This window comes from Halopseudomonas sp. (assembly GCF_036961105.1).
Classification (GTDB): domain Bacteria; phylum Pseudomonadota; class Gammaproteobacteria; order Pseudomonadales; family Pseudomonadaceae; genus Halopseudomonas.
This window is the reverse complement of sequence record NZ_JBALWW010000025.1, coordinates 25,995-52,450: the sequence shown is the minus strand read 5'-3', so window position 1 is coordinate 52,450 and position 26,456 is coordinate 25,995. Positions and strand designations below refer to the sequence as shown.

26 protein-coding genes and 1 riboswitch are annotated in these 26,456 nt (G+C 57.1%); of the genes, 10 read left to right on the top strand and 16 right to left on the bottom strand.

The genetic code is table 11. The features are described 5' to 3' along the window. Window positions 1–1,011 precede the first annotated feature (1,011 nt). The 7 genes from V7756_RS17280 to V7756_RS17250 all read left to right on the top strand — a co-directional run bounded on the left by V7756_RS17280 (window position 1,012) and on the right by V7756_RS17250 (window position 10,169). Complete coding sequence (locus V7756_RS17280) at window positions 1,012–1,785, top strand: Swt1 family HEPN domain-containing protein (RefSeq protein WP_335611437.1); 774 nt, start codon at window positions 1,012–1,014, stop codon at window positions 1,783–1,785. Window positions 1,786–2,602: 817 nt separating this feature from the next. Next, window positions 2,603–2,872, top strand: a complete 270-nt coding sequence (locus tag V7756_RS17275; RefSeq protein ID WP_335611436.1) for a hypothetical protein — start codon at window positions 2,603–2,605, stop codon at window positions 2,870–2,872. An 860-nt stretch (window positions 2,873–3,732) separates the two neighbouring features. Beyond that, window positions 3,733–5,226 (top strand): hypothetical protein, encoded by a 1,494-nt coding sequence (locus tag V7756_RS17270; RefSeq protein ID WP_335611435.1) that lies wholly within the window; start codon window positions 3,733–3,735, stop codon window positions 5,224–5,226. A gap of 446 nt (window positions 5,227–5,672) precedes the next feature. Beyond that, the gene (locus V7756_RS17265; protein ID WP_335611434.1) at window positions 5,673–5,951 is read left to right on the top strand and encodes a hypothetical protein; all 279 of its coding nucleotides are present in this window, start codon (window positions 5,673–5,675) and stop codon (window positions 5,949–5,951) included. Window positions 5,952–5,980: 29 nt separating this feature from the next. Next, window positions 5,981–7,717: a hypothetical protein gene (locus V7756_RS17260; RefSeq protein ID WP_335611433.1), complete on the top strand. Its 1,737-nt coding sequence runs from the start codon at window positions 5,981–5,983 to the stop codon at window positions 7,715–7,717. A 614-nt stretch (window positions 7,718–8,331) separates the two neighbouring features. Continuing rightward, the gene (locus V7756_RS17255) at window positions 8,332–9,351 is read left to right on the top strand and encodes a class I SAM-dependent methyltransferase (protein WP_335611432.1); all 1,020 of its coding nucleotides are present in this window, start codon (window positions 8,332–8,334) and stop codon (window positions 9,349–9,351) included. Between the two features lie 37 nt (window positions 9,352–9,388). Then, window positions 9,389–9,507: riboswitch (yybP-ykoY riboswitch) on the top strand. Between the two features lie 89 nt (window positions 9,508–9,596). After that, window positions 9,597–10,169 (top strand): TMEM165/GDT1 family protein, encoded by a 573-nt coding sequence (locus tag V7756_RS17250; RefSeq protein WP_335611431.1) that lies wholly within the window; start codon window positions 9,597–9,599, stop codon window positions 10,167–10,169. Window positions 10,170–10,185: 16 nt separating this feature from the next. Here V7756_RS17250 and V7756_RS17245 read toward each other — a convergent pair whose 3' ends face one another. The 8 genes from V7756_RS17245 to V7756_RS17210 all read right to left on the bottom strand — a co-directional run bounded on the left by V7756_RS17245 (window position 10,186) and on the right by V7756_RS17210 (window position 17,006). Next, window positions 10,186–11,130 (bottom strand): GGDEF domain-containing protein, encoded by a 945-nt coding sequence (locus V7756_RS17245; RefSeq protein WP_335611430.1) that lies wholly within the window; start codon window positions 11,128–11,130, stop codon window positions 10,186–10,188. A gap of 160 nt (window positions 11,131–11,290) precedes the next feature. Beyond that, window positions 11,291–12,604: a hypothetical protein gene (locus V7756_RS17240; protein WP_335611429.1), complete on the bottom strand. Its 1,314-nt coding sequence runs from the start codon at window positions 12,602–12,604 to the stop codon at window positions 11,291–11,293. Between the two features lie 98 nt (window positions 12,605–12,702). Further along, complete coding sequence (locus V7756_RS17235) at window positions 12,703–13,086, bottom strand: STAS/SEC14 domain-containing protein (protein WP_335611428.1); 384 nt, start codon at window positions 13,084–13,086, stop codon at window positions 12,703–12,705. 59 nt (window positions 13,087–13,145) lie between these two features. Next, on the bottom strand, window positions 13,146–13,568 hold the full coding sequence (locus V7756_RS17230; RefSeq protein ID WP_335611427.1) for a hypothetical protein: 423 nt from the start codon (window positions 13,566–13,568) through the stop codon (window positions 13,146–13,148). A gap of 35 nt (window positions 13,569–13,603) precedes the next feature. Continuing rightward, complete coding sequence (locus tag V7756_RS17225; protein ID WP_335611426.1) at window positions 13,604–14,578, bottom strand: ArsA family ATPase; 975 nt, start codon at window positions 14,576–14,578, stop codon at window positions 13,604–13,606. A 63-nt stretch (window positions 14,579–14,641) separates the two neighbouring features. After that, the gene (locus V7756_RS17220; RefSeq protein ID WP_335611425.1) at window positions 14,642–14,923 is read right to left on the bottom strand and encodes a cory-CC-star protein; all 282 of its coding nucleotides are present in this window, start codon (window positions 14,921–14,923) and stop codon (window positions 14,642–14,644) included. Continuing rightward, window positions 14,913–16,595: a carbon starvation CstA family protein gene (locus V7756_RS17215; RefSeq protein WP_335611424.1), complete on the bottom strand. Its 1,683-nt coding sequence runs from the start codon at window positions 16,593–16,595 to the stop codon at window positions 14,913–14,915. The genes V7756_RS17220 and V7756_RS17215 overlap by 11 nt, the downstream gene beginning before the upstream one ends. Window positions 16,596–16,754: 159 nt before the next feature. Beyond that, a complete protein-coding gene (locus V7756_RS17210; protein WP_335611423.1) occupies window positions 16,755–17,006 on the bottom strand; it encodes a DUF1272 domain-containing protein in 252 nt (83 codons plus the stop codon). A gap of 122 nt (window positions 17,007–17,128) precedes the next feature. Between V7756_RS17210 and V7756_RS17205 the strand changes: the two genes are divergently transcribed. After that, on the top strand, window positions 17,129–17,791 hold the full coding sequence (locus V7756_RS17205; RefSeq protein WP_335611422.1) for a DsbA family oxidoreductase: 663 nt from the start codon (window positions 17,129–17,131) through the stop codon (window positions 17,789–17,791). On the opposite strand, the gene V7756_RS17200 is transcribed toward V7756_RS17205, so the two are convergent. Together V7756_RS17200 and V7756_RS17195 are read right to left on the bottom strand one after the other, a co-directional pair. Then, complete coding sequence (locus V7756_RS17200) at window positions 17,788–18,222, bottom strand: GFA family protein (protein WP_335611421.1); 435 nt, start codon at window positions 18,220–18,222, stop codon at window positions 17,788–17,790. The genes V7756_RS17205 and V7756_RS17200 overlap by 4 nt on opposite strands. A 634-nt stretch (window positions 18,223–18,856) precedes the next feature. After that, window positions 18,857–19,303: a DUF2846 domain-containing protein gene (locus V7756_RS17195; protein ID WP_335611420.1), complete on the bottom strand. Its 447-nt coding sequence runs from the start codon at window positions 19,301–19,303 to the stop codon at window positions 18,857–18,859. A 308-nt stretch (window positions 19,304–19,611) separates the two neighbouring features. Here V7756_RS17195 and chrA point away from each other — a divergent pair, with 308 nt between their 5' ends. After that, entirely contained in the window at window positions 19,612–20,964 is a 1,353-nt protein-coding gene (chrA, locus tag V7756_RS17190) for a chromate efflux transporter (protein WP_335611419.1), read from the top strand. A 27-nt stretch (window positions 20,965–20,991) separates the two neighbouring features. Here the strand turns inward: chrA and V7756_RS17185 are convergent, their stop codons facing one another. The 3 genes from V7756_RS17185 to V7756_RS17175 all read right to left on the bottom strand — a co-directional run bounded on the left by V7756_RS17185 (window position 20,992) and on the right by V7756_RS17175 (window position 22,877). Then, entirely contained in the window at window positions 20,992–21,648 is a 657-nt protein-coding gene (locus V7756_RS17185; RefSeq protein ID WP_335611418.1) for a 7-cyano-7-deazaguanine/7-aminomethyl-7-deazaguanine transporter, read from the bottom strand. Window positions 21,649–21,875: 227 nt separating this feature from the next. After that, window positions 21,876–22,682, bottom strand: a complete 807-nt coding sequence (locus tag V7756_RS17180) for a M48 family metallopeptidase (protein ID WP_335611417.1) — start codon at window positions 22,680–22,682, stop codon at window positions 21,876–21,878. 63 nt (window positions 22,683–22,745) lie between these two features. Continuing rightward, window positions 22,746–22,877 carry an entericidin A/B family lipoprotein gene (locus V7756_RS17175; protein WP_335611416.1) on the bottom strand — a complete coding sequence of 44 codons (132 nt, stop codon included), beginning with the start codon at window positions 22,875–22,877 and terminating at the stop codon, window positions 22,746–22,748. Between the two features lie 304 nt (window positions 22,878–23,181). Here V7756_RS17175 and V7756_RS17170 point away from each other — a divergent pair, with 304 nt between their 5' ends. After that, window positions 23,182–25,317 (top strand): methyl-accepting chemotaxis protein, encoded by a 2,136-nt coding sequence (locus V7756_RS17170; RefSeq protein WP_335611415.1) that lies wholly within the window; start codon window positions 23,182–23,184, stop codon window positions 25,315–25,317. On the opposite strand, the gene V7756_RS17165 is transcribed toward V7756_RS17170, so the two are convergent. From V7756_RS17165 to V7756_RS17155, 3 genes are read right to left on the bottom strand one after another with little or no spacing between them, the layout of a single operon-like run. After that, complete coding sequence (locus tag V7756_RS17165; protein WP_335611414.1) at window positions 25,302–25,952, bottom strand: SOS response-associated peptidase; 651 nt, start codon at window positions 25,950–25,952, stop codon at window positions 25,302–25,304. The two genes, V7756_RS17170 and V7756_RS17165, sit on opposite strands and share 16 nt — an antisense overlap. Further along, window positions 25,949–26,203 carry a putative signal transducing protein gene (locus tag V7756_RS17160; protein WP_335611413.1) on the bottom strand — a complete coding sequence of 85 codons (255 nt, stop codon included), beginning with the start codon at window positions 26,201–26,203 and terminating at the stop codon, window positions 25,949–25,951. The genes V7756_RS17165 and V7756_RS17160 overlap by 4 nt, the downstream gene beginning before the upstream one ends. A gap of 2 nt (window positions 26,204–26,205) precedes the next feature. Further along, window positions 26,206–26,400, bottom strand: coding sequence for a CPXCG motif-containing cysteine-rich protein (locus V7756_RS17155; protein ID WP_335611412.1), 195 nt, complete (start codon window positions 26,398–26,400; stop codon window positions 26,206–26,208). Window positions 26,401–26,456 lie beyond the last annotated feature (56 nt).

Sequence of the window (26,456 nt, the reverse complement as noted above, 5' to 3'; positions counted from 1 at the left end):
GCGCCTGTCCACTCGGTAACTGTCCCATCATGCTGTTTGATCCCTCGCCGGCCAATGAAGATATTTTGCCGCAGGCCAGTAAAGGGAGCTACTTTTTCAACAGAATCGGCCGATAGCCGTCAGTTGCGACGGCCAAGTGTTGGCCAGAACTAGGTGCCCCGTGGCGTCTAGGAAGCTGGAAGCTATTCAGTCAGCTTTTCCCTAGTAAGGTTGAGACGGGCTTCTCGCATTCTAAGCCGCGCTCGCGGAGGGCTTGCAGATACGGCTTGCGGGCAACCCCTCCGTCTCGCGTAAAAGTAGACATCGCTCTGATGAGCGTCTCGTCGCTCCATTTCCTGTAGGTTTCAAGCAAAACCTTTTCCGTATCCATGCCAATCCTTAGCTGGTTTCTCCGTATCAGGTTATACCAATCCGGGCCGCCCATCACTGCCGGATATGCATTTACGTTCCGACACGTGAGGCAGTTAACAGCGCCCAACTTAGGGTTTGGCCGGTAGCCGCCGTTGGTAAGAGGCTACTTTCGGCCAAAGGCGGACATTTACTGCCTAAAAAATTTAGCCGACCATCGTTTGCCTGCAACGAATCGGTCACGTAGTGACAGTCTGACGTAAGCGGGAGAGCGTCGATAAATCCGGCTGTAATTTAGGACACCGCCCCGATTGTTTGCTCTCCTTACCAGCCATCCCACAAAGCCCTTGGCAATTCGTCGCAAAAAAAAGCATTATGCTAACAACTGTTCACACCCAGTCCTCGCTTTGGTGGCATGGATGCCTTTCTTTTCTCATACAAGCATCCCCGCCCCCCAGCACGGTGATTTGTTGTGTGGCACCGGCCGCTGGGCGATCCAGTTATACTGGATTTAGATTGCGCTCGGCTTAAGGTCGAGCAGGAAAGATGGAAAATATGCATAATTGACGGATCTGGCGAGTAAAAACTCGTATTCTGAGCGGAGTGTTTAGCCGCGTATTAATCATGCTTTCGATATAATCACTGCTAGGCCTCAGCACACATATGGACGTATCGCAGGCTATTCGCAACACTGAGAACTCCCTTCGCGATCTTATTCACGAGGTCATGCGACTGCGGTATTCGAACGAATGGGAGTCGGAACTTGGCGTATCCGGTGACCGGCTTCAGCGCTGGGAGCAAAGGAGAGAAGTCGAGGCCAAAAGGCAGGATGGGGCTGCGGTGGAGCCACGACTCCTCTATTACGCTGACTTCCACGATCTTTGGAATATCCTCAGGAAGAACTGGGAACTGTTTACCCCTATTCTGGGAGAACGCAAACGGATCGAGGTGTGGATGGCTGAATTGGAGCGCCTTCGCGACCCTAACGCGCACAATCGAGACCTGTTGCCTTTTCAACGACAATTAGCCGAGGGTATTGCTGGCGACATTAGAGCCCGCATTGTTAGATATCGGAGCAAAATGGAAACTCCTGAGGATTATTTCCCCCGAATAGAGAGCATTCGCGACTCAGCCGGCAACGCATGGCCTGCATCACTCCGTCCCTCTACTAGGCCGCTCCTAAGAGTAGGCGATGAACTTCAACTGGTCATCACCGCTTCGGATCCGCTAGGGGGGCCACTTGAGTACGGATACAACTGGCATCCATCCGGTAATTGTGAATGGAGCGCGACGAACGCATTAGTGATTCCCATCCAAGAGAACCACATAGGCAAACTCAAGGAGCTCCACCTAAGAATACGAAGCCCGCGCCAGCATCACGCGTATCACGGCTATGACGATTTCAAGATTTTTCACTTTGACGTCTTGCCGAAGTAGAGCGCGCGGAGCCGTCCTTTCCAGTCTGTCAGCTCAACCCCTCTTCTTCTCAAGTTGCGATTGTCGCAATTACCTGTTAAATCGAACGTTTGCCTTCATAGGGAGAGGACGTGAACCCAGCAACAATCATCACTGGCGCCTTGCTGTCTCAGGTTCTGCTTGGTGTCCTCATGTTTGTGGCAGCCACTATCATGCGTGCGCATCAATCCCGAACTGCTATTTTTCGAGGAGAGCCCATCCAGTCCGAATACAGCTGGCTAATACTGACTCTGTTGCTCGTGTCCGTAGCAACGCTGGTTCTCGCACACTCCATGTCGTCTCTATGGTTGGGTCTATTCCAGAACACCGCATTTGCAGGAGTACCAGACAGAACGGCGACATTGATAGTTTTTCTCATAAATATCGCAATCACCACTGTGCTGGTAGCAAACACCGGAGGTAGTGCCAATAGCCCTTTCCAGCCGACCTTTTTTCTTATACCCACGCTAGCCATTCTACTATTCGAGTCCTCGCTTCGCGTAGTTGCGTATGCAGCCATCGTCAGTGTGTGTTTCACCTGTTTGCTCGTCCAGGGTAATCGAATTCATGAATCACACAGGCGGGGAGCCGAAAAAGCATATGGGTTTGTTTCTGTCGCATCACTTGCCATCGCAGTTCTGGTCGGCCTTCTGACGCGTATCTGCCCAGAAAGTATGTGCTGATGGTTAACAATCGCAAACACAGCGACCGCTTTTCATTGCCGCTACGCCCCCATTACAAAGCCGCGCATGCTGCGGGCGTTAAGTGTAAATCTGGCCCCGCCAAGTAGGAGTTTTCAATGCCAAACTGGGAAGGTCTAAGCTCTGATGCACAAGATGTATATATAAACCTTGGGACAAGGAACGACAAAACGATCAAGAAAATTAAAACCGCGCGGCTGATAAACGCCATAAGGGAGTCCCAGTTCGTCGGGTACGACAAAGAAACTCCGTACAACTGGTTAATATTTGAGTACGAAAGAAGAAAAACGCAGAGGAATTGGTTGCTAGGTGTAAGCGCCGCGGTCATCACTGTCGCCGGAATACTCGTGACTGCGCTGGCAGCGTAACTCACGACTGATCGCTCGGACCGACAGGCCTCGGCCCTGGTCATACAACCCCTTGATCTTGTGAACCACAACCCACTCCTTCAATGATCTGTCCCGGCCTGTGCATAAGGCGGGGGTCGCTACATGGAGCGGTGGCCGATGCCACCATGGGTGAGTCAGAAATGTTGGCCAGAGAGAGGGGGAGGTAGCTTCTTTGAAGGCAAAGCAGGAACAAATCGCGCATCTACGTATCCACCGCTAGCAATCAGGCGATGTAATACCGAAATGACGGCTCGCTCGGTATCATAGATCGCTCCAGTCGTATCACCATCCTCGAGGCTGGACCGACTGCTGTCAAAGTCCAGGTTGCCTTGACATATCGAGTCGGCAATGAGGTGCGGCGTGAAGCACATGGCGGTAGCATCACACAAAAGCTGCCATCGGATGTGGATATTCATCGTTGATGAAGGGCAGGAAACACGGTCAGCCGAAATTCCGTATGGGATAGTGCGGGGAGTCGATATGCCTCATGTGGTGGCATTCACTCTATGCGTTTCTCCACCTGATAACCTTACCAAGACGCCGCGTCCATGCCCTGAGAACTTGCGGGTTAGTGCTCTTGGCATCGGTCCTGCGTTCTGAGGAATAAGTGAGCGCTTGGCTGTAAGACGGGCTCATATTTGGAGACTCTCGCAGCCCTGCAGGGGGAGCTTAACAAGCTGATTTTTTTCGCTGTGACAGATGACTTCCCAATTTCGAAGCTTACTATCGCCTAAATAATTGATTTATAAGTAATAATTCGAAGGCTGTGTTTTTACCATTCCGTGTAGGGTTGATTTATATTATAAATAGCGCTCTGTGACATCACGTAGAGGGATCACATGATCATCAATGCGCTGGAGGAGCTGGGACCTTGCTTAAGCACTCAGCTGGCGGGTCACCTGATTGAGAAGCATGGCCTCTCTCCTAGTGCCGCTCGCCAGCGCATAAGCCGTGCTCCAACGGATGTGCGACGACTTAGCAGCTTGCCTTTCGCGCGCGGAGCGGCATTCGTTTATCTCAAACACCAGTACGCGACAAATGATTACTGGGAGAGCCTCTACGCAGCGATATTCTCTATCGAGGGCTCCTACGCGCTTGCATTGGCCGCAGTTCTCTGCCGTGAGGTAGTTCCGGTCCATCACTTTCATATCGCGTGTGGCTCGCCTATTGCCCAAAAACGACACATCGCCTCGAGTGCTGTCCTTAAGCGTCTTACGGACGCTGGCGTCTTAGAGGTAAGCGTCCAGCCCGGGATGGGGCCGTGCGTGATGACCAGGCAGATGCGCATCAATCCAGATTTGAGTACGATTTCGGCAGGTGTCCGTGCGCGCTTGGTAGCAGAGTCCGTGCTCCTCAACAGCATGAAGGAGTGGCTACGGAATCTAGCTATCGCAAGCTACAACAGCGTCACGTTCCGAGGCTCTGCTGATGAACAGTTGCCCAGAGTCGGTACATTCTATTGGGATCTCAGCGCGCCCAGCTACAGCACTGCTCTGGCTGAACGGCGCCAAGGCGACGCCAAACCTGGTTTCGTCGCGTGTGATGTTCTTCTGGTCGACAGTGTCAGCGTGAGCGCCATTAAACCCTTCCTTCACAAAATGAAAACACTTCAAGCATTGAAGAACGTTGGACGCGTTATGTTCATCATGGTCGGGCAACGTTTCGACAAAGATGCATTTGCCGAGCTTAGAACGGCGGGTGTCATTCCCGCGACACCAGAGTCTCTTTTTGGGAAAGACATAGCTGAGTCGTTTCACGATTTGATCAAGGTTCTCACCGATGCTTTACAAGGGATGCTGCACTCCGCGAAGCTCGACGATGTCATTACAAAGCTTGGGAAGCTTGAAGGGGCTCTAGGTAATATGAGAGGTGCTTTCTTCGAGCTGCTCGTTGCAGAAGTCGTTCGGAAGACTTTCCCTGGGGAGGTACAGCTCAACAAAGTCTGCGCAGGTGAAGATGGAGCAGCTGAGGTAGATGTATGGGCTGTAAAAGATGGAATAGCTGCTCGGCTTATCGAGTGCAAGGGGATGGGGCCGGGCAAACTAGTAAGTGATGATGAGATCGGCCTGTGGCTTACTACCCGTATCAAGCGGGTCAGACACCACCTGCAGCACATTAGTCAGTGGGTAAAGCCAAAGCCACAGTTTGAGCTCTGGACGAGTGGAGTTTTGTCTCCCGAGGCTCAGCATCGGATCGAAAAAACACGCGTTGCGAACAGCGCCAAGTTTGACCTGATCGTAGTTGGTCCCGAGGACATTCGTCAGGCTGCCAAATCAGTCGGCGATATTTCCTTACTAAAGACCTTAGAGCACCATTTCATCCCTGAGCAATAAAAAGCTGCTCCCAGCTTCCGAAGGAACTATTTACCCGGCCAGTAGCATCGCCGTAACAGCGTGAGGAAACGTTGGTTAGTTCTTCCTCTGTACTATTTGATATTGGATCGTCAACCGCCGTTTTGAGCTAAAAAGACGTGGTTCGTACATAACGGTGAGCAGCTCTTCGTCGCCCGCTACGAGCAAGACCTTTCAGGCCAACTCAATGTCTCCTATTGGCCGGATAGCGACAGCTTGATCTAGGCCGCCGCTGTCAGATGTGTTCGCAGCATGTGCAAGAACATGAAAATCGCTACTGTCGACGAATAGGTGGGCGAGGTGAAATTTTTGTCGAACCATCTGACGCTCTACGTTAGGAGCTGCTGAACGAAGTGTCAGGAGAAGAACTGGCATTCTAGGACGATGGGGCCCCATTTGTCAGTACGATTGAGGATTAAGGAAGATTGATGAGTGCCACCCAAAAAGAGACGCGGAAGCGATTGAAAGAAGCCATCGAAAAGTTCGACCTTTCCGCGGCGTTAGAAGCCCTAAAGGAAATGGGAACAGATGAGGTGGCTGCCGTTCTAGACGAGAAGATGGCGCAACCAGGTGCATATCAGATACGGGGCAATCGCTCCAAAAGGAACAAGTTCTACGACGCGCTTCTGGGTTCATCCGTCATGTTGGGTGAGCACGATTCGATACGTTCGTATGCCAATGAATCAACGAAAAGATCAAAAAAATAGAGGAATGCTTCGACGAGATTCGGAGTTCTTTGCCAAAATGCGACATCTCCCAATTTCCTGAAGACATTCAATTCTGGAGTCATGTCGAGCGCGCGTCGCGTGAGTTGGCTCGGCTCGATAGAGCCGTAAGTAAGGAGTGGGGAAAGCTTGAAGCGAAGCTTAAGGCGGGTATTTCGACTGAGATTCCTGAAGCATTGATGGCTCAGCTTGAACATGGCGAAATGGTGAATATCGACGCGGCTTATGGAGGCATCGTAGAGGCGCTCAGTTTGACATTAAAGATGCTCTCCTTCGAGCAAAAGCTGCTTCACGATGACAAGCTGGTGGCCCCCCCAATACCCGCGATTAACGACGACCATCTGTACAAAGCTGGCTCAATCCAGCTGTATGCGGTGTCGTGGAACGCCCTAGAGAATGCCGCAAACCGGACTCTATTTTTCGGTGGTGAAGTCGGGAGCGCGCAGGAAGCGAAAGTATCTTTTGACCGCTTCCCGGCGGCATACCATACCAAGTTCCCAGATCCCATCTTCTTCTATCGCCAGCTGACCGAGGTCGAAGCTTACGATTTCATGGCCAACCGCAGGCTGCACACCTGGGCGATGCAGAATACGATGTTGATGACGAATGGAACCGCATTACATGGAACCGTCATGAAGGAAGGCGCGGCAGTGCCTGCGTTGACCGCAGGCTTTGTCTCTGAGGAGGAAGGCATTTCGCTTGCGAAGCTATCAGAGATCCTTGCCTATGATGTTTTCGAGGACCAAGAGCGCTTCCACGGACTGACCCTGCGAGAGTGGGTGCGAGGATACTGTGCGCTAGGGCTGATCGCCGCGGCGAAGCAAGACGACTCCTGCCTGGTTACGTTCGAAAAAATTGAGATTGAGCAAGGGTTCCTCAACTACAAGCTTCCGGAAGAGTGCATCCAGACCCTTATCCATCATCTGACCTTCGGACAGGATAGTCGCGACCTGTATGACTCGCCTTTGATTCAATCGGAAGATGGCAAGTACACCGTGCTTGCCAATGTGCTTAAAACCTGCGACGTGACCAACGTGCTGTTTTCAAGGTTGAGCTCTCTCAAGACCCAGTTCGACAAGAAGGGCAAGGGGTTTGAGAGCCGCGTCGTTTCGAGCTTCGTAAAATGGGGATACCCGTGCAAATTTACGAAGTTCACGATTGATGGTGCCGAGTATGAATACGACGCCCTGGTATTGGTTGATGACACCCTGCTGCTCATCGAGTGCAAGAACAACTTGTTGTCGAGTAACAATGCAGTCCAAGCGTTTCGCTATTCTGAGTTGATTGACGAGAACGTCGAACAAATCAAGCGTCTGGTGCGCGGCCTGAGAGAGCGCCCTGACGTAGTTGAATCGCTGTTCCACAGAAAGCTCGATGACTTGACCCTGGCGCCCGTGATGCTGAACTCCATGACCTACTCCAGGGATCCTGTGGATGGCGTCTACATTTCGGATTGGTCGGCGTTGGGCAAGTTCTTCACGGAGAGCACCATCTCTAGCTTCAGTTTGCAGAATGGCAAGAAGGTAAACAAGCAGACTATTCATACGCTTTGGACAGGTAAGCGGCCTACTGCAAAAGAGTTGCTTGATTATTTAGAGATGCCCATCCAGTTGAAGTTGATGGGCAAGCACCTGCGCTTCAGGTATTTCGATCGTCCGATGTCCGAGAGCTCAATCTTCTTTGCGCCAGAGCTGGATGTCGATGAAGAAAAGATGCTTAAGGCCCGAGGGGTGCCACTTGCTAAGTAGGCTGGGAGGAAGAAAACCAAGACTTGCCGCCAAAAGCGCTGAGAGTCGTGTCGCAGAGGTTGGCATCTGTACTATGAAAACGCCTGCGGACGGTGGATAGGCTGCGCGGGGGCTGGCACCGGCGCAGTACGGCGTGCGAGTGCCTTGCTACTCGGGCAGGCCGGCAGCAGGTTTCGGACCCTCTTAGACTGCGGCCAGTGTGGTAACGGGTTACGCTCTTCCCCCTGGCCCACTAGCCCACTACACCCGTCAAGGAGCCGGACTCGGCTCACATGGGTCCTACCCCGATTGCTAGTAACGCTTTCCCCTAATAGACATCAGATTAGTCAACCGACGAGTCAATTCCGTCAAAAATTGTCAAGCTAACAATCGAATACAGGGTGTCAACCTTCACCACAAATAAATTTCGCTAGTCGTTATTCCTTGTGGCTTTAAGCTATGTCAACCGTTTATACGGTTTGACATTAATTTTAACTATTGGCCCGATGATCCGCTGCAGGCGGAACCCACGCGGCGGGCCAAGCCGCGAAAGTAGTTACGGGTTTCGGCTCCTTGCCACTGCGCTTACAATGCGCCTTTTGCGCAGCGCGCACGCAGACCGCCAGGAGCAACCGATGGACAATACCAGTCAGATTCTCGAACGCAGTGCCGAGTTGTTTGCCGGCCAGCGGCTGCTGCTGGTCAATCCCACGGCTGACAGTCTTACCCGCAGCCTGCAGGCAGACTGGACCTTGTGGAGTTGGGATTTTGCCGTGGCCCACGGCCTGACCGGGCAGGTACCTGCCGAGCGACTGGTATTTTCCCACCTGTGTCCTGAGGTCGAGGCGCTGGATGCGGCCATCGTGCTGATGCCCAAGGCCATCGAGCGCGCAGAGTATGCACTGGCGCAGGTGGCGCCCCTGCTGGCGCTGGGCAAGCCGATCTATTTGGTTGGCGAAAAGAAGGGCGGAATCACCCGCGCCGAGCGGTTGCTTGGACGCTACGGCGCAGAGCCAGAGAAGCTGGATTCCGCGCGGCATTGCCAACTCTGGCGCGTGGTCACTGATCGCACCGCGCCGCCGTTCAGGCTGGAAGACTGGCAGCAGCGCTATGAGCTGCAGTTGAGTGATCAGCAAATTCAATTGCTCAGTCTGCCTGGGGTGTTCAGCCACGGTCGTCTGGATGAGGGCAGTGAACTGCTATTGGACGAAGGCAAAGCGCTACCCAGTGGCAAGGTGCTGGATTTCGGTTGCGGTTCTGGCGTGCTGTCTATCGCGCTGGCGCGACGCAACCCGGACAGTCAGTTCGAACTGGTGGATGTGGATGCGTTGGCGCTTTACTGCGCGCAACAGTCGCTGCAACTTAATGGCGTGCAGGCGCAGGTGTATGCCTCCGATGGCTTGAGTGAAGTGCACGGGCGTTATGCAGCGGTCATCAGCAACCCACCCTTCCATACTGGTATCCGTCAGGACACCAGCATTGCCGAGCGCTTCTTCAACCAGGTAACCCGCAATCTGGCACCGCGCGGCGAGCTGCGCATCGTGGCCAACGGCTTTCTGCGTTATCCACCGCTGATCGAAGAGCACATCGGGCCCTGTCAGGTGTTGCGTGAAAATAATCGTTTCAAGGTCTATTGCGCCGTCGCACCTGGCTGATTTTCAGTTGCCTGAACGCGACGATGCTGGTAAATTTGCCGCCGTCTTAGGGGAGTAGTCTCTCCGGAAGCCTGCCTTCCATTGGCGAACGTCAACATAATTGATCCGCAGATCATGGCGTTCGCAAACCTCAGCCGCTCCGCGCGGCACGGGTTTGACGAGACCTATGACATACGAACACCAGCCGAGGGCGGGGGTGTCTGTATGTCATTGGTATGTCTGACCCGCCCTCCGTTGGAAAATCCGTGGAAGCTTTCTTTGTTTCAACCGGGATTGTTACGCTGGCTGAGATCGGCGACAAAACCCAACTGCTGGCCTTGCTGCTGGCTGCGCGTTTTCGCCGACCCTGGCCGATTATCTGGGGCATTCTCGTTGCCACCATAGTCAATCACGCCCTCGCCGGCGCGGTGGGGCAAGTGGTGGCCGATATGCTCAGCGATCGGTGGCAGCACGGCATACTGGCTGTGTCCTTTCTGGCAGTGGCAGCCTGGACCCTGGTGCCCGACAAGCTGGATGAGGATGACGCGCCTCCCGTCAGCCGTTACGGCGCATTCCTGGCCACGCTGGTGGCGTTCTTTCTGGCAGAGATGGGAGACAAGACGCAGATTGCGACCGTGGTTCTGGCGGCGCAGTTCGATGCTTATGTGTGGGTAGTATTGGGCACAACCCTGGGCATGCTGCTGGCCAACGTGCCTGTGGTCCTGCTAGGTAACGCTGCAGCCGACAAGCTACCGCTGGTCTGGATACGCCGGGTTACCGCCCTCGGGTTTCTGCTGCTGGGCTTGTACGCCGGGTGGTTGGTGTTCCAGCCGGCGTAGGAGCATTGGCTTCTGGTCAGTCCAGACCGCTGACCAGTCGGTTGCGGCCGCCTTGTTTGGCCAGGTAGAGGTTGCGATCCACGGCGTCCATGAAAGCCCGAGTTTCGTCTTTCTGACTGGGTACCAGGGTGCCCAGGCCCATGCTGATGGTCAGTATCTGGCTGACATCCGAGGCGTTGTGCGCGATCTGCTCCTTGAAGACCAGGTTGCGGCAACGTTCGGCGACCCGCTCTGCTGCCACTGCATCGGTTTCGGGCAATACCAGGACAAATTCTTCGCCGCCATAGCGCGCCAGGAAGTCTCGCGAACGTGCGGCGGCTGCGTTCAGCGCCTTGGCCACGCGTTTCAGGCAATCGTCACCCTTGAGGTGACCGTAATGATCGTTGTACTGCTTGAAGTAGTCGATATCAATCATGATGACCGATAGCGGTTGGCCGGTGCGCCTGGCATTGGTCCACTCCAACTGCAGGATGGAGTCGAACATGCGACGGTTGGCGACGCCCGTCAGGCCGTCCTTGAAAGACAGCTCCTCCAGTTCTTTCTGCAGGCTGAGCAGCTTTTCTTCCGTCTGCTTGCGTTCGCTGATGTCGAACATGAAGCCGATCAGGGCTTCCACTTCGCCGTCGTCATTGCGGACCACATGCACTACGTCGCGAATCCACACGTAGTTGCCGTCGCTGGTCAGGGCGCGGTAGTCGGCTTCGTGATCTATGCCGGATTGTGACTGCGAGACGCAGAAATTGACTACCCACTCGCGGTCTTCGGGATGCATGCGGTCAGACCAGTCGTTGACACTGATCCAGCTATCCTGAGTCCAGCCCAGCAGGGCTTCGATCTGCGGGCCGATATAAGCGAACTGCATGCTTGCCCAGTCGATTTTCCAGGGAATGGCTTTGGTGGATTCCAGTAGCGTCTTGTAGACCGCGCTGTCCTTTTCTATTTCTCGACGGATGTCTGTCATGGTCCTTCAACTCTGGGTATAGGGGGCAGAGCACAATGCACGCCGCGGTTTTTCATAGTGCAGTAGATCTGTTGCAGGAACGGGCTCACAGATCAGCCTGCATTTCCAAGTCGTGCCGACTGGCTGGTAAGTGCTTTCAGACCGTCAGCTATCACTTATGTCAGTGGGCAAGCCTCTCCACGCTGCCGCCCGCCCGAGCGTAAAGCGCCAGCAGCTCGGCGGGCTGGTCATAGACAATTCGCTCACCCGCACGCAACTCGCGGCGCATCAGACGCACCATTTGCTGCAGCACATCCTGCGCGAAGCTGACAGCAGGCTCGCCGGTTACTTCGCACAGGCGCCCGGCTATTACCGCCGGATCACTGACCACCGGGCAGATGCGATAACGGTAGCTACCGCCTATGGCTTCGGGCACCAGATCCATGAAGCGGTCGGCGCGCTGGCGGAAGAAGCTCAAAGGTAAGCGATAGGCGTTGTAACCCAGGATAGGCAGGTCGTCCGGGACTTGCTGTTCTTCATCCAGAATTTGCAGGCTGGTCGCCAGGGGTACCAACTGATCAAGCTGATAGCGCTGAGCCATGTGCGGATTACCCAGGCGCACCAGATTGGCGATCAGCTCGCCGAGGGAGGCGTGCCCTATGATGGCCGCGCGTTTGGGCAGGCCGCCCCAGGCGCCGTCCGCACCGTTGAGCAGGGCTTCGAGCACCGAGGCGTTTTCGAATCCGCCACCGGCGTGCATGTGCACCAGCAGTTTGAGCGGCGGTGGTAACACGCAGCGGATAGCCGCAACAAAGGCACCGACCTGAAAGGGCAGGTAGGTCCCGCGATCATCTTCGATACTGAGGCCTTCAATTGGCTGTTGGGCCAGCATGGCAAAAACACCGCAGGCGATATCCGGGTCTTCGGCCAGCGCATCGCAGCCGTCTACCACGTTGATCAGAATGCGCGGCGCGCCGCCGTGGTCGCCACGGATGTTCTGCTGCAGCCAGGCGATGCTGGCGGGCAGGCTGCGTACCAGCGTGGCGAGATCGTACTGACCGGCCATGCCATCCTTGCTCAGGTAGATTTCGTGCAGTGTGTTGGGTACCTGGTAGTCGCGCAGCTTGAGCATGGAAGGTGAAGGGGTGAAGTGGCCTTGTTCGTCCACCAGCCCAATGTCGGTAAAGGCGTAACAACCGGTGGTGTCGATCTGATGATCGCGCAGGTAGAGCATGAAGTCGTCATCAACCTCCAGCTCCTCCGGCATCGAATAGTCGAGCGTGCCGAGCAGAATCCGGTCAAAACCGAAGTCGCGTATCTTGGGCAGTATCGCCAGCTTGTCCGCGAGGGTCTGGCCTACGCGTGCGCCGACCGGATTCTCCCGTAACGACAGGTCGATGAAATAGGGCGCCACCGCGCGCAGCTGCTCGATCTTGTGTTGAGTGCTGGCGAGAATCTCATGAATACGCGTGCCGGTTGCCGTGTCGATGCTCATGCCTGCTCCTGTCCATGGAAGTGATGGCATTTTTATAGCACGTCCTGGCGCCAGCTTCGAGCCTGCATCAATCCGACACTCTTGCCTGCGCTCTGGTCTTATCCGGAAACGTGTCTCTGACCTTGCAGTATCCAGTGTTGCGCTTCAGCCAGTTGATCAAAGTCGAAGGCCCGGATCTCGGCGCCAACCAGATGTGAGCCCAGGCGCTGAGCGAGATTGCCAAGGCTGGAGTCGCTGGCGACGGCGACGCGCTTGACCTTGTGGTGGTGCTGTTGCACGAATGACAAATGGGAAATCAGTGCACTGAACGAGTCCCAGCCGGGAAAGGAGTGCACATGAATGAGGATGCCATTGAGACCGCCGTGCACTTCAATGAAGGGATCGGCGGCTGCGCCGACCCGACGAAAGTCCTCTTCGCTGAGCGGGCCGTGGGGTTCGAGCACAAGGATAGCGTTGTCGGAGTCTAGCCGGATATCAAGCATACTGTGGTCCTCCCGCTGCAATCAGCCTTGATGTTTTGACTGCAGCGCAGACCGGCAGTTCAGCGTATCTGGCCGCCTTCTGGCGTGCCACCGTAGGCTTCGGCGCTGAGTTGCTGTTTGATGGCTGAAGACAGGTTCATCACCCAGCGATTGTAATTGCGATGTATCTCCCCGTCCTTGTAGTCCAAATTCTCACTGCTTTTGTGATGAATGCTGAAATGCTTGGCGGAATAGGGGATCTCGACCGTGGCCTGGTGGTCGCGCAGCAAAATACTCGCCTCGATCAGGCCGGGCTCCACTAGACGAGGTTGCCAGCCGTAGCGGGTCGCGCCCAGCATGATGGCTTGCTCGACCTGCTGTTCGCTAGGTTGAAACTCACTGTTGTAAATGGCGGTGCTGGCGTCATCCACATTGTAGATCGGCTGGCTGGTGCAACCGGCGAGCAACGCCAGAGTCGCGGCAATGAGCAAAGTCTGTTTCATGGCAAATCCCTCTGGTGATTGTCCTGCATAGTGCATTAGAAGCCCTGCGCGGCCAGTTGTTCCGCGATCTGCTGCAGTATCTCCAGCCCTTGCACATCGGTTTCCAGCCAAGGCAACTGAGGTCGCGGCAGGTGCCCCAGTTCCTCTTCGATGCGCTGCAGGTAGCTGGCCTCCTGTTCGCGGCGGCGCTGCAGAAACTGGCCGTCGGCATCGCCGGGTATGACGCGGTTGACCAGCGCGGCGACCACCGGAATGTTTACCGATTGCAAGGCGCTGACAGCGCGCGCTGTTTCCAGTATAGGCAGGCGCTCGGGCGTGAGCACAAAGAGAAAGCCGCTTTGCTGATGATCCTGCAGCACACGCCTGGCCTGATGGAACAGGCGGCGCCGGTTCAGCAGGGTGTCTGCTATATCGCGGGTCTTGCGATCCAGATCACTCAGCTCGTTGGTTTGCGGGGTTTCGAAGGGGCTGTCGATGTCCCGCCCACGTTTGGGAGTCAGGTGCTGCAATACCTTGCCGAGCTCTTCGGACTTACGGTTGTGGCTGAGCAGGCCTTCAGTCCATGCCGCCATGGCCTCGGGCAAGGTCAGCAGACGCAGGGTATGGCCCGTGGGTGCGGTATCGAAAATGATCAGGTCATAGTCCGGTTGCGGCGTGCTGATCAGCCGAGCGATACGCTCCAGCAGAGCGGCTTCCTGAGTGCCGGGCGACTGCCGCGTGAGCTTCAGCTGGCGCTCCAGTTCCGGCAGCATTTCGGCGCTGGCGAAACGGCGCATCTGAGCGGTCACCCGCGCCAGATGGGCTTCGACCTCGGTATCGGGATCGATCTCCATGGCGTCCAGGTTGGGTAACAGGCGGCGTGGTTTGTCGTCGAGCTGCTTGGCGAACACGTCGCCCAGGCTGTGGGCAGGGTCGGTGGAGACGATCAGGCAACGTTTGCCGCGGCTGGCGGCGAGTACGGCGAGGGCAGCGGAGACAGTCGTCTTGCCAACCCCGCCCTTGCCACCCACCCAGATCAGGCGGCGGTCAAGCAGGTCAAAGCGTGTTGGGGTAGTGATAGCGGAGGCTCCAGATCAACAGCAACGAAAGTGGTCGAGCGGTGAGTGCTCCATGCCCATGCGTCTGTGCCAGTCATGGAAGCGCTGCAGCAGCAAAGGCTGCAGCTCCAGGGTGTAGTAGCTGGCGGGGTTGGGCACGCCCATCAGCTCCGAGAACACCAGCAGCATGAACAGATCATCCTCATCACGCCGCGCCCGGGCGATGGCGCCACGGTAGCGGGTGCTGTAGGTTTCCTCGAGAAAGAAGCGCGCCTTGCCGAGCCAGGCGCGCCATTCTCCGGATTTTTCAGGAGGCATTGCTGTCGTCGGCTGCCGCGATAGCGCGGTGGCGCTTGAGCGCGGCGGCACATTCCATGGCCACCAGGATCGCAGCAATCAATACCACGATGTCGAGGAACAGCAGGAAGTAATTTTCCTGCTGGTAGAAGGTGCGCAGCTGGGTCAGCAATGCCACCACGGTCATCACCAGCAGGAAGCACAGCGGCGCCAGGGTGTACCACATGGGCCGGCGCAGGTGCACCAGCATCACCGTGATCACCAGCAGCGTCAGGCCGGCCAGCAACTGGTTGGTGGTGCCGAACAGCGGCCAGATGATCATGCCGCCGGAGCCATCAGCGCCCGCGCCGAAAGCCAGCAACATGCAGGTACCTACCGCAAGCAGCGTGGCAACCAGTGGCTTCTGCATCCACGGCTGGTTATAGATTTCGCCGAACTCCTGGAAGATGTAGCGCTGCAGGCGCAGGCCGGTATCCATGGTGGTGCCGGCAAACAGGGCTGCCATTACGGTCAGCAGGGTAGCGGCAGTGACCTGTGGCAGGCCCAGGCCGTTGTGGATGATGTAAGCGCCGCCTTCAACAAAGGCGGTAACACCGCCCTGGCCAAAGGCCGAGTACATGGCTTTCCAGTCAGCGAGACTGGCGAAACCGGCGGTAGCCACCAGAATCGCTGCCAACGACAGGCAGCCTTCGCCAATGGCGCCAAAGTAGCCGACAAAACGGGCGTCAGTTTCCCTGTTCAACTGTTTGGAAGTGGTGCCAGAGGCGACCAGACCATGGAAGCCGGATATCGCGCCGCAGGCTATGGTGACAAATAGCAAGGGTATTATCGAGGGCGTTCCGGCTGGAACCGCATCGTTGAACATGGGCGCAACCATGGTCGGATTCAGCAACAGGATGGCGCCATACAGAATCAGCAGGCCGACGAAGAGTTGCAGGCCGTTGATGTAATCACGCGGTTGCAGCAGCATCCATACCGGCAGAATTGACGCGACGCCGGCATAGATGAACAGCAGCACGATCCAGATCGCGTTGCCGGACATCCCAGCGACTTCGGCAGGCATCTGGATGGGCATGGAAGGACCGGCCCAGATCAATGCATAGAGCGCAATCACCCCGATGACCGACACGCTGACCAGGTTGAGAATGCGGCGGTAAATCAGCTGGCCGACGATCAGGGCCACCCCGATGGCGCCCCAGACCGGCAGTACCGCAGTCGGGAAGCTCATCATCAGCTTGGCGATCACCACGGCAAAGACCGCGTTGACCATCAGCAGTACCAGGAAGATGACGATCATGAAGATGCTGCGTGCGCGCTTGCCGACCACATCGCCGGTCAGCGAGCCGACCGAGCGGGCCTTGTTGCGTACGCTGGCCCAGATGGCGCCCATGTCATGCACGCCAGCGAAGAAGATGGTGCCGCAAACGACCCACATGAATGCAGGTGCCCAACCCCAGATGACCGCGATGGCGGGCCCGACGATGGGCGCGGCGCCGGCGACCGAGGTGAAATGGTGGCCCCAGAGCACAAATTTGTTGGTAGGCACGAAATCGACGCCATCTTCGAACTCGTGTGCCGGTGTTCGATAGTCAGGGTCGAGGCGGTATATTTTCTCGGCAATGAACTTGGAGTAGATAAAGTACCCCAGAGACATCATGGCCAGACCGGCCAACAACAGAATAACAGCGCTCATGCAAGGCTCCCGGTTTTGTATTTTTGCGCGGATGCGTGAACCAGACCCCTGTGGGGTCTGGCCTAACTATAGTCGACGCGACCGCGAAGGGTAGCCGGGTTGCGCGGTAAATAGGTTGCCTATGTGACTAAAGTCTATGTTCTTTCTGCACTTGCCGAATCAGCCCGCCTGCCGGCAGTGGCCGTGGATCTTCAGTACGCGCTGCGTGGAGCCCGGGTTGGCGGCCAGTAGCCGCGCCGGACGGCTCGGCCGTTGCAGCAGATTGCCGCCGCAGTTGGGGCAGGTGAACTGCAGGTGTTGGTCTGCGCAATCGTGGCAGAAGGTGCATTCGAAACTGCAGATCAGTGCGTCTTCGGCAGCGGGCGGCAGGTCTTTGTTACAGCATTCGCAGTTGGGGCGTAATTCAAGCATCTTGGCTCCGCCAAACGAGGGATAGTGCGGCGAGTATAGCCAGCTTGCCGGCCCGCAGGTGAAAGCGAGGGGCTAGCAGTGTAGGCTGTATACATTGATAACGACTCAGAGTGAGACAGTCCATGAGTAGTCTGCATATAGATATCGTGTCCGACATCGCCTGCCCATGGTGCGCCATCGGCTATGCCCGGCTGGAACAGGCGTTGGCCAGTCTGGACGGGGAACTTCAGGCAGATATCGAGTGGCACGCCTTTGAACTGAACCCTGATCCGGACAGCAAGCCGCAACCGATATTGCAGGCGTTAAGCCGTAAATACGGTCGTAGCGAAGCCGAGATGGAAGCGGCGCAGGCCAACATGATCGAGGTCGCGACGGGGTTGGGGCTGAATTTCAGCAAGATGCAGCAGCGCTACACCGCCAATACCTTCGACGCGCACCGCCTGGTGAAATGGGCGGCGGAGCAGGGCGAGGCGACGGCTATGAAGCAGGCGCTGTTTGATGCCTATTTCGGCCACGCGGAGAACGTGGGCGAGCGTGACGTGCTCTTGCGCTGTGTGCAGAAGGTTGGTCTGGATGCAGACGCCGCTCAGCAGGTACTGGTGTCCGATGCCTATGTTGCAGAGGTACGCAGCGACGAGGCCCGTTATCAGCAGGCCGGTGTCTCTTCGGTGCCGGCGTTCATTATCAATAATCAATACCTGATTTCCGGGGCCCAGGAGCCGGCCTATCTGGTGGAAGCGCTGCGCGAGATCGCCCAGCAGGGCGCGGAAGACGCGCCGGCTTAATCTGCTGTCTTGCGTACCAGCGCCTCTGCGCCCGGCCAGCCCGGGAATTGCGGCAGGTTATCGGTTATCTGGTGCCAGCTGGCCTTGGAGTCGGTAAACAGATGGCCTTGCGGCTGCTCGGTGATCTCACCTTCAAGCCCGCCGAGCGCGATGCCCAGCACCTGCGGGTGATCCTTGTAGGTGCTGATCAGCGGCGAGCCGCAGGTACGGCAGAAGTACTTGGTGACGTTGTCGGATGAATCATAGCTGGAGAGATTGTCTGCACCGCTGAGCCAAGTGAACTGACTGCGCAGGATCGAGGTGCGGGTGCGGAAGGCCGCGCCATGCCAGCGCCGGCATTTGCTGCAATGGCAGTTGAAGATCGGGCCAAGCTTGCCGGCAATACGATATTGCACTGCTTCGCACAGGCATTTTCCGTTGAGTTCAGCCATTCGCCGTTCGCCTCCCTGTTGTTTTTTTGTTGTTGTCGCCTTAAGTCCGTCAATAACTCCGGGCCATGCTGAACAGGCGTGAAGCTAGCCAGCTTAATTGTTTTATGCGTGCTTTGGAAAACAATAGCCAGCAGGCGACTCGGGTTGAGCTGAGAAAACAGAGGTTCATCCACACCGCTGCAATGGAACCCAACGGCGCCCGCGGCTTGCCCAAGACGAGACAAGCGAACGCAATCATTAGAATCAGCGAGGCAACGAGGAACACTCAAAGGCGCCAGATATAACCCCCTTGTGACCAACTGCCCGGGCAGCTAAGGCGGTGTTTTGCTGTTGGCAGCGGCATTGCCTCGAATGACGGGAAGCCAATACAACCCGAAGGCGCAGTGGAAGACCAGAAAGACGGTTTTCCAGGCCAAGGAAATGTTTTCCATCGCATTATCCCGATCCGCTCTGACCTCCCGGGGCATTGGTGCCATTAGCACAGTCAGGCCACCGAATATCAGTCATGCTCTGAATAGCGCGGACTCGTCTTTGCAAAGCTGAATGGGGTTCATCGAAAGCGTCCTTGTGGGCAGTGATCCTGGAAAATGGGTGGCCGGCAGTCTGGTTCGCTGCCGGTCCGCCCGCTAGAACCTCAGAGATTGCTGCTGATCAGACTGCACTGCTGGACGCCTGAGCGACCTTGCTGCTCGCTCACCAGTTGCAGTTTGGAGCCGCCGGAGGCCATGCCCATTTTCACTTCCTGCCAGACGAAGTAGTTCTTGTTCTTCTCGGTGTTCAGCAGCAGCGAGGAAGCGCCGTTCTGTGAGCTGAGTGTGTGCTGGCCCGGTGGCAGCTGGAACATGAAGAACGATTTTGGTCCGGTGGTGCCGGCGCGTTGACCGTCGACCGCGACGGGCATGGAAATGGCAGCGCCAAAGGTTTCGTTGCGGTAAACGTAAACCTGTGCGTAATCGGGGTGGGTATTGAACTGCTTGGCTTCGGCGTCCATGGCGCTGGGCGCCTTGTTGACACTGGCACAACCGGTGGCCATAACGGCGCCAACGAGTAGGGTAGAGAACAGCATTTTCCTGGCTAACATCGACTACTTCCTTTTTGTGGGTGATTCTCTTCAGTGCTTCCGGGGCGCTGGTTGCTGGTGCGCAGGGCGCCAGCGGGAGTTAGCCGGAGGGTAAGCACAAACAGGCAGAGTATCGGGGCATCCATGCCGCAGGAGGGCCGCGAGGCGGTGCCTGCGATGGCAGAATAATGCCGCCGGCGGTGATTTTCGGCTAGCCCCGCAAGACAGTATTTTTTCTACAATATTGCAATCCGGTTGCAACCTGACGCTGGCATGCTGCAGGGATGAGGGCGCGCTTGCGCTTGGGATAGGTTTACGAGGGACCTGGTATGGATGCACCGCAGACAAGCACAAGCTCGGTTGGCTCAGCGCCGCAAGCCTCTTTGCGCCAGGCACTGCTGTTCTGGCTGAAGCTGGGTTTTATCAGTTTTGGCGGGCCGGCAGGGCAGATTGCACTCATGCATGAGGAGCTGGTGGAGAAGCGTCGCTGGATATCCGAACGGCGTTTTTTACATGCGCTCAACTATTGCATGATGCTGCCCGGCCCGGAAGCGCAGCAGTTGGCAACCTATCTTGGCTGGTTGTTGCATCGTACTTGGGGCGGGGTGGCGGCGGGTGTGCTGTTTATTCTGCCCTCGCTGCTGTTGCTGGTGCTGCTGGGCTGGTTGTACCTGTCCTATGGTGATCTCCCCTGGGTGGCGGGGGTGTTTTACGGCATCAAGCCGGCGATTACCGCTGTGGTCTTCCAGGCAGCCTGGCGCATCGGCGGCCGGGTGTTGAAAAATCCCTGGTTGTGGGCTATTGCCCTGGCCGCCTTCGTGGCAATTTTCGCCGTGCGTCTGCCGTTTCCGCTGATTGTGCTGACGGCTGCTTTGATAGGTTATTTAGGCGGTCGCTGGCGGCCTGCCTGTTTTCAGTTGGGTGGTGAGACAGCCAGTGTACGAGCGGATCATCAGCCTGCCCTGATAGACGACCATACGCCGCCACCGGTGCATGCGCGTTTCCGCTGGAGATCACTTGCCCGGCTGCTCGTTGTTGGCGCGCTGATGTGGATATTGCCCATGGCGATTTTGACATTCTGCTACGGCTGGCAGGGCGAGCTGACGCAGATGAGCTGGTTCTTTACCAAGGCCGCGTTGCTGACCTTCGGCGGAGCCTACGCGGTTTTGCCCTATGTGTACCAAGGCGCGGTAATCCAGTTCGGCTGGTTGACGCCCACCCAGATGATTGACGGGCTGGCGCTGGGTGAAAGCACGCCGGGTCCGCTGATCATGGTGGTGGTGTTTGTCGCTTTTGTGGGTGGCTACGGGTTGCAGGTGTTTGGTCCGCAGCAAGCGTTTCTGGCAGGTGCGGTAGCGGCCCTGCTGGTGGCCTGGTTTACCTTTCTACCCTCGTTCCTGTTCATTCTGGGGGGCGGCCCGCTGGTGGAGTCGACCCACGGCAAACTGTCTTTCACGGCGCCGCTGACGGCGATCACGGCGGCGGTAGTGGGCGTCATAATCAATCTGGCGCTGTTCTTTGCTTACCACGTGCTTTGGCCGCAGGGTTTCTCCGGCGGTGTCGAGCCGGGCGCAGTAGTCATTGCGCTGGTGGCCCTGCTGATACTCTTTGTGCTCAAGCGTTCGGCGTTGCAGACGCTGGCGGTCTGCGCGCTGCTGGGGCTGGGGATCAGCCTCTGGTAACAGCGCGCAGGGTAGCCGGTCGCCGCGTTAGTGGCTGGGTGCGGGTGTGGCGCTGGATACCCGACGCAGCAAGGCATTCAGCAGCACGCCGTACAGCGGCAGGAACAGAATCAGACTGATGCCCAGCTTGATGGCGTAATCCACGGTGGCAATCTCCACCCAATGGGTCGCCATGAATTCGTTGCTGCTGCGCCAGAAAGCGACCGAGAAGAAGGCGAAGGTATCGGCCAGGTTGCCGAGCACGGTCGACAGGCTCGGGGCAATCCACCAGCGCTTCGATTGGCGCAGACGATCAAACACCTGAATGTCCAGCAACTGGCCGATCACGTAGGCAACGAAGCTGGCCAGGGAAATGCGCAGCACAAAGTCATTGAACGACAACAGGGATTCTAGCCCGCGGTAACTGCCTTCCTGAAACACCACGGACACGGCGTAGGATACGACCAGCGCCGGCAGCATCACGCGGGCAATAACCTTGCGCGCGGCGCTTTTACCGAGCAGGCGAACGGTCAGATCGGTGGCCAGAAAGATAAAGGGAAAGCTGAAGGCGCCCCAGGTGGTGTGATAACCGAACAGGGTGATTGGCAGTTGCACCAGATAGTTACTGGCAATGATGATGGCGATATGAAAAGCAATCAGCAACGCGAGGGCCTGCTGCCGACGCGCGGGGGAGAGGGTAGTCATCTTGTGTCCTTTTTACGGATTCGGAAGCCGTGCCTCCGCCGTTGTTTGTTTATGGGGTTAGGGAACCCATGCCGGCCAGAATAGCCTCAAGCGGCGCACATTTTAATGATTTATCGGCATACAGCCAGATATTTTGTGTTCAAGGGATGAACGGAGCCTTCGGCGGTAGGTGGCCGCGAGTAGTACGTGCGTAGCAATCCGGACGCCTTGCGGCGCCCGCAAGAAGCTTATTTGTTGGCCTGATACAGCGGCTCAACGCGCGGCGCGGCACTGCGCAGCGCTTCAATACGACCGGATGAAGACGGGTGGGTGCTCATGAAGGCCGGGGGTTCACCCTGCGATGCGGATGCCATCTTCTGCCACAGCGAAACGGCTGCGTCGGGGTTGTAACCGGCACGAGCAGCCAGTTCCAGACCGATCAGGTCAGCCTCGCTCTCGTTGGACCGGCTGTTGGGCAGCGTCAAACCATATTGCACTGCCATTTCTGCCGCCTGCTGACTGCCCGAACCCAGGCCCAGCAAGGCGCCGGCCAATTGTGTACCCATCTGCGTGGCGTAAGCACGAGAAATGGCTTCGCGGCCGTGCTCGCGCAGGGCATGGGCAATCTCGTGGCCCATGATCTGGGCAATTTCATCGTCGGTCAGATTGAGTTTGTCGATGATGCCGGAATAAAACAGGATCTTGCCGCCAGGTGCACAGCTGGCGTTGAGCTGGTCATCCTTGATCAGATTGACTTCCCAGTCCCATTGCGCGGCATCCGGGCGGAAATAGGTGGCTTGTGCGGTCAGATCATCGGCGATCTTACGCAAGCGACGGACGGTTGCCGTATCGGTATTGAGCACGCCAGCCTGTTTGGCGGCGGTCAGGGTTTCTTCATAGGACTCGGCGGCCATCTGATTGACTTCTTCGCTCGACAGACCACTCATCATGTATTGGGTGCGGTCTACCCCCACGTTGCCACCCTGGGTGGTTTGTACCCCTTGGCACCCGGCCAGCGCGATAACCGGTACACACAGCAAAAAACGCAATCGCATGGTTCTTTTATCCTTGCATGAACTGGGCGTGACGGTTTCGCCGCCACGCCGTTTTGGTGCCTGTTAGTTGGCGGAGTCCTGCATACCTTCGCCAACCTGTTGCACATCCTCGCCGAAACCTTCAACGGTGTTGCAGCCTGAAAGAACCGCGATTCCAAACAGAGTTGCTACCAGCATCATCAGTGTTTTTTTCATTGCCTTGTATCTCCATATATGAATAAACGCACAACAGAGCAGCATCAACCAATCTAGCAGAACCTCAGGTCCTGCCCAGTTGGGTTTTGCCGCGGCCCTGGATGGCTGTGCCGGATAGGCTGCGCCATAATGTGCGAAACGACAGTTCAACGCGATGAAAGACGGCCGCTATGGTATTGCCAGTACCGCCCCTCAGGCAATTCGACAGCGTGAAGGCGCCAATCTCTTCACAGCGCTGAAGTTTTTTTATCTGTCGCCGATATAAGCACAAGAACCTATCTATGCCGCGCAGCCGAGGTAATCAATGAAATTCAAGTCGATTCAGCTATCCATCGCAGTTCTGGCTGGAGCTTGTCTGTTCCTCGCCGTGGGGGTGATGACGCTGTTTTCGGTCTACTCGTCCGAGCGCAGCCAGGATTACGTGCAGACACGTAGCGAAGAACTGCTGGAGGGTGTGGTCAAGGAGCGATTGATATCCATAGCCAATGGCGAGCGTGCACGTATCCGTCGGCAACTGGAGTTTCCCTTGGCGGTGGCAGCGCAATTGGCCAACCTGAACCAGATGATCGGCGAGATTCAGCCCGATGGCATGCCGGCTTTGATGATGGGGCGTGAGGAGATGACTCGGGTCATCGAAATGACCTTGAGTGAAAACCCCGATTTGCTCGCCGCCTACGTGGGATGGGAACCCAATTCGCTGGATGATCTGGACAACTTCTTCGAAGGCGTGGAAGGGGATGGCTACGACGGTACCGGTCGTTACATGCCCTGGTGGTATCGCGATGCCGACGGTTCGTTGAAGCTGGATGCGCTGGCCGACATGGAAGACGAGACCCTGCTGGACACTGGCGTACGTGCTGGGGAGTACTACCTGTGCCCCAAGCAAACGCTTAAGCCTTGCGTGACCGACCCGGCGCCCTATGAAGTGGGCGACCAGACCATACTGCTCTCGTCGTTTACCGTACCCATTATCAGCGAAGGCAACTTCGTGGGCATTGCCGGGGCGGATCTGTCGATGGACTTTCTGCAAGAGATGCTGCGCGCGAGCGACGAAGAGTTATACGGCGGTCGCGGTCAGCAGGCCCTTGTCAGCGGTCAGGGCCGGCTGGTTGCCTACACCGGAGATGACGCCCAGCCGGGTGACCGGGCTGACAGCGTGCTGGATGCAAACGACCTGGCAAATCTGGCCAGCCTGCAGGATGAGCCGATTTACGACATAGATGAGGCAGGTGGCCACATTGAATTGGCCATGCCCATTACTCTGGGTAACAGCAACACACGTTGGTCGCTATTGATCACGCTGCCACTCGATGCGGTGATGGCTGACTTGATCGCTCTGGACAACGAGGTCGATGAGCAGCGTACCCAGTCTGCGCTGATGTTGGCTGTGGTAGGTTTTCTGGTCGCTCTAGTGGGGCTGGTGGTGATGTGCTTTGTGGCCTATGGTCTGGCCAAGCCGGCACGCCAGCTGGTGGCCATGCTGGACGATATTGCCAAGGGTGATGGTGATCTCACCAAACGTCTGGAGGTTGATCGCGCCGATGAGCTGGGCGCCATTGCGCGCGGTTTCAATGCCTTCCTGGACAAGCTGCAAGGCATGATTCGTGAGGTGGTTGGCTCGGTGCAGCAGGTGACTGACGCCTCCGAGCATACTGCAGATATCGCCATTCGCACCAACGACGGTGTGCAGCGCCAGCTCAGCGAGATTGACCTGGTGGCCACCGCCGTAACCGAAATGACTGCGACCGCGCAGGATGTTGCCCGTAACGCCTCGCAGGCCGCGAGTGCCGCGCACAATGCTGATGGCTCCGCCAGCCACGGACGAGAGGTGGTGAGGGCGACCTCTGCCACCATTCAAAGTCTGTCGGAGGATATACAGCGTGCGGTGAATAGCGTGCAGTCCCTTGCCCGTGACAGCGAGAATATCACCGGCATTCTGGATACCATCCGGGGCATAGCCGAGCAGACCAACCTATTGGCTTTGAACGCTGCCATTGAAGCCGCGAGGGCTGGCGAGCAGGGACGCGGTTTTGCTGTGGTCGCCGACGAAGTGCGTAATCTGGCGCAGAAAACCCAGGCCTCGACGGCGGAAATCCAAGCCATGATTGAGCAATTGCAAAACGGCACTCGAGAAACCGTCAAGGTGATGGAGCAGAGCCGGGCGCGCACCGACCAAAGCGTGTTGCAGGCGGAAGAGGCGGACGCCGCCCTCACGTCCATCACCCAGGCAGTATCGGTGATCAACGACATGAACAATCAGATCGCCAGCGCGGCAGAGCAACAAAGCGCCGTGGCGGAAGATATCAACCGTAACGTGACCACCATCGATACCGTGGCCAAGTCGGTTGCTGCGGGGGCAGATGAGGCGTCCAAGGCCAGTGCGTCGCTGACCAAGCTGGCGGAGCATCAGCGCCGGTTGATCAATCAGTTCAAGGTCTGAATCGGCCCGCTGGGGTTGCAGCAATGCGGCCCCTTGGTAGCGGGGCTGCTCACGGCAGTGGCGACCGGGTGAATCATTTCCACCTGCGCCTCTGCATTCAGCAGTAGCGGCTGTAGCGCCGCCACCGGCGTGGCCTCGGCCAGCCAGATGGCCTGTTCGCCACTATTGAAGGTCACCGGCATGCGCTCGGCCAGTTTGGCGGGCAAGCCTTTGGCTGGCACTGTGATCAGCGCGCAGCTGTCCCAGTATTGGCCATCATCAAGCTGATAGCGTTCCCAGATTCCCGCCAGTGCCAGGCCGCCTTCGCGGCGCCGCAGATACCAGGGGTGTTTGCGCGTGCCATTGCTTTTCCACAGATAGTATCCATTGACTGGAATCAGACAGCGTCGCTGAGCGAGCGCCTGCTTGAACATGGGCTTTTCGTGCAGCAGTTCGGCGCGGGCATTGAAACTGGCACGGCTGAGGTCTTTCAGCCAGCCAGGTGTCAGGTTCCACAGCACGGTTGCAGCGTCCAGACGGCCTTGCTGTTTACGCAATATCAGCACGCGTGCGCCGGGTGCCAGGTTCCAGTCGGGTTGCCAATCCGGCGGCGTGCTCGGATGCGGTGCAGTAAATTGCGCGAGGCGTCCACTCATCTGCTGGGAACGTCTATTTGCTGGTTCTGCTCGTCGAGTGGGCTGGCGCTCAGGTAATCGTTGATCAACCGGCTGCCGCGTATGGCGTCTTCGTCGCTGAGCCACAGGGCAATGAGGTCATGGGCGGGCAGGTCGCCGACCGCGCCTTGCAGATACTGACCGCTGATGTGGCAATCGATGTGGTGGTCGGCCAGCATCCGCTGCAGCAGCGTGGCTTCGCTCAGGTCCAGTGGACGGTAAACGCACTGCATGTTCAGTCCTGTTCGCGGCGCAGGTCGACATGGTAGTCGTCGTGCTGGTGATCTATCCACAGGCTCACGTGGATTGGCTGGCAGCATACCTGACAATCTTCGATATAGGTCTGGGCACCACTGGCTACGTCCAGCAGCAGGACTATCGGCTCCCCGCAGTGCGGGCAGACAAGGTTGGCTTCTTCAAGGGCCTGCACGGGTTGCTCCACTGTTGTAGGCGTGTCGCGCAGTGTAGCGCTGTCGTCAACTTGGC